The sequence below is a fragment of the Shewanella sp. 11B5 genome (assembly GCF_002836795.1).
Taxonomy (GTDB): Bacteria; Pseudomonadota; Gammaproteobacteria; order Enterobacterales; family Shewanellaceae; genus Shewanella; species Shewanella frigidimarina.
The window spans coordinates 1-3,153 of record NZ_PJAP01000922.1 but is presented as its reverse complement, the minus strand read 5'-3'; the positions used below and the strand labels follow the sequence as shown (position 1 = coordinate 3,153).

The following is a 3,153-nucleotide window of genomic DNA, read 5'->3' as shown; positions in this document are numbered from 1 at the left end:
CCTTAGAACCGGCAAACCATAACTGGCCTTTACTGTCTTTAGCTATTGCCACTATATTCTCGCCTTGGCGTCTGGCCACAATTGTTGCTTTACCATCATCTACTGACAACACTATCCCAGCATTTCCGACTAGGTATAGCTCATTATTAGCGTTAATCAGTGCGCTATTAATTGATGATTGGACAGGTAAATCAACCTCTTGCCATGAAGATAGTGTTAAGTCTGATTTAAACACGTGACCGCGTAATCCCATGACATAAACATCTTCACCAACTTCAATGGCATTAAACATTGAACCATCGTAATCGAAGTTAGTTTTCGAGAATGTTTGGCCGTTATCACTTGATACCGCAACCATGCCAAGTTCACCCACAAGCAATAAGCGTCTATCCTTGAGGCGAATTAAGCGATTAAAATGGGGTAATAATGATGCTCGTTCAGACAAATATAATGCTTCATCTTCTGCTTTAAGTTCATTTAAATAGGCGATATCTTCTTCAAATAATAATTCTTGATGAAACTCTTGTTGCCATGTTTTTCCGCCATCTGCGGTGCGATAAAATAATCCATAAGCACCTACCGCAATACCATCGACAGGGCTATAAAAACGAATATCTAATAACGGTTTCTCAATTTCTGCAGATTGCATCTGCACAGACCACGTTAATCCACCATCTTGAGTATGGATAATGGTTGCATCATGGCCGACGGCCCAACCTTGCTTGTCATCGAAAAAAAACACTTTGGTTAATTGAGACAATACAGGAGTTGCAACTTGGTGCCATTGATTATCGTCTAATAGCAACACATTACCGCGTTGACCTACCGCGACAAGTTTGTCACCCGCATTAGCAATATCAAGCAATAAAGAGGATTGAGCTCGGGGTTGAATTTGAACAGAGAGTGGATCGAGTTGAGCATCTACTGAAGTAGTATATAAACATGCACTAATCCCAATCGCCACTACACTGCGAAGCATGCTAAACGTCATACAAACTTCCTTTAAAATTTATAGGGGCGCTACGGCGCCCCATTTTATCTATGGCTTATTAACGAATACCAGCACGTCTTAATGCGTCTGGGGTAAAGTTAGACTCTGAAAGTGATGCATCAAAATTATACATACGGCCTTCATTGTCTAGACCCATCGCTAAATAACGGCGTGATTGAAGATCATGGAACACTTCCAATGTACTCCAAAGCGCAGGCACTTCATAATAGTTGATAAGGTGAGCTACACCCACACGATAAAGCTCATCGCGGTTATCATATATATCAGTTACCGCAACTTGCCATGAATCTTCATCAATATAGAAAACACGACTTTTATAAGTATGACGCATTCCTTCTTTTAACGTCGCTTTGACTTCCCATACACGATGTTTTTCATAACGTGGATACTCAGGGTTAATATGACCAGGTTTTAAAATTTGGTCATACTTTAACGCATCTGAATGTAAACGATAATCATTGTAAGGAATGTAGATCTCTTTTTTACCAACTAATTCCCAGTTATAACGGATTGGAGAGCCGTTAAACATATCGAAATCATCTGTTGTTCTTAACCCATCAGATACAGTACCTGGAGTATCAAAAGCTACGTTAGGAGCTTTACGAACGCGGCGCTGTCCAGTGTTGTAAGTCCAAGCTTGGCGTGGAAGCGCTTCTTGATCCATGGTTTCTTTTACAAGTAGTGCAGTACCTGCGAGTCGCGCTGGTTGAGTAACAACTTGTTTAAAGTAAAACAACGTATTTGTTTCTTTAAGCTTCTCTAAGGTCACCTCTGGACGAGAATATTCAAAACGAATTTCCTCAGCGTTTTCAACCAGAGTATAAGAACCATTTGACATAGGCGCGGCTTGGCTACGATATGTTTCTACATCGACACCTCGATAACGTAAAATATGATTCCAAATCACTTCTAAACCGTTAGCCGGAATTGGAAATGGCACACCAATGGTCGCCCCAGTAATACCGTTACCTTGTGAAACTAATTCAGCTCTAACAGCATTGGCTTTAGTCGCATCATAAACATATTGAGGTACAGCTGCAGTACGACGGCTTTCATAAACATTCATTTTGTAAGTATCTGGATATACTTCAAATAACTGTTTCTGACCCGGAGTTAAAAACTCAGCGTATTGGGCTTTATTTTCATTAGTAATGGTAAATAACACTTTATCAGTTGGGAATGGATCTGGATGATGCATACCCTTACTGTAGCCTGCAATAGGCTTGCTAATACCACCAGTCCAGGCTGGAATTGAACCATCGGCATTAGCCGCTTTTTCTGCACCCATAGGGGTTAATGTTGTACCCAATTTGTCTGCATCAGCTTGTGATACTTTCGCCAGCGCAGCAGGTGCACTCAGTGCTAGCATCACTGCTGCCGATAATATCGTCAGTTTCTTCATTATAATTATCCTTCTAAATCGAATACTTGACGTTGAAAGAGATGTAATCTCTGTCTGTCATCGCATTTGTTGTTCCTACGCCACCAAAGAAGCTGTTGTAAGAAATGTCTGCGCCCCAGCGACTTTGATAATCAAAGTTCACACCTAAAGCCACAGATTTTCTGCCTTCGGTGAATAAGAACATTGGATCCGGTGTAATACCATCAACGTCGTGAGAGAAAATCACTCTTGGGTACATGTTCACACCAGCAAACACGTTGTTAAAGTCAGCTTTAGCCACTAAACGATAACCCCACGCAAAATCTGTTGGGAATGGATTGGTTTCTGGACCATTATGCAGAGCGGCAATAATACCCGTCATTTCTGGGTTACCGCCAGAACGAGCGGTTCCTGGACCGTTTAGACGTAATTCGTCAAAACCAGGCATATCATGGATCCACACACCACCCACTTCAGCAAGCATGGTTAAGTTATCTAAACCAAGTGTTGGACCGAATAAATGAGTAAAGGTTACCTGTGCTTGAGTCGTATCGGTAAGTATATACCCCTCAGCGTTTGAGCCAGGTTCCACATTATCCATTTGTGAAATACCATCTAAATCAGGACGAAGTCCTGCATTTGCAAGCTGTTGAGGCATCGCTAAGAAAAGTAATTCAACGTCATCAATTTGCAATGGCTCATCAACACGGTGTGAAATTTCACCAGCAACTGATGTGTCACCCACTAATGTGTTAAAACT

General features: G+C 41.5%; 3 protein-coding genes. All 3 read right to left on the bottom strand.

Annotation, left to right across the window (positions count from 1 at the left end; all coding sequences use genetic code 11):
- Positions 1-991: WD40/YVTN/BNR-like repeat-containing protein (locus CXF78_RS18265; RefSeq protein ID WP_102037555.1), on the bottom strand; the 991-nt coding region annotated here is incomplete at its 3' end.
- Positions 992-1,049: 58 nt separating this feature from the next.
- Positions 1,050-2,414 (bottom strand): DUF1329 domain-containing protein, encoded by a 1,365-nt coding sequence (locus CXF78_RS18260; protein WP_011637680.1) that lies wholly within the window; start codon positions 2,412-2,414, stop codon positions 1,050-1,052.
- Between the two features lie 13 nt (positions 2,415-2,427).
- A partial coding sequence (locus CXF78_RS18255; RefSeq protein WP_145991554.1) for a DUF1302 family protein occupies positions 2,428-3,153 on the bottom strand: 726 nt, incomplete at its 5' end.

Excerpts from the sequence above, each read along its gene's own strand:
- CXF78_RS18260 (WP_011637680.1), bottom strand. The coding sequence starts at position 2,414 with ATGAAGAAACTGACGATATTATCGGCAGCAGTGATGCTAGCACTGAGT.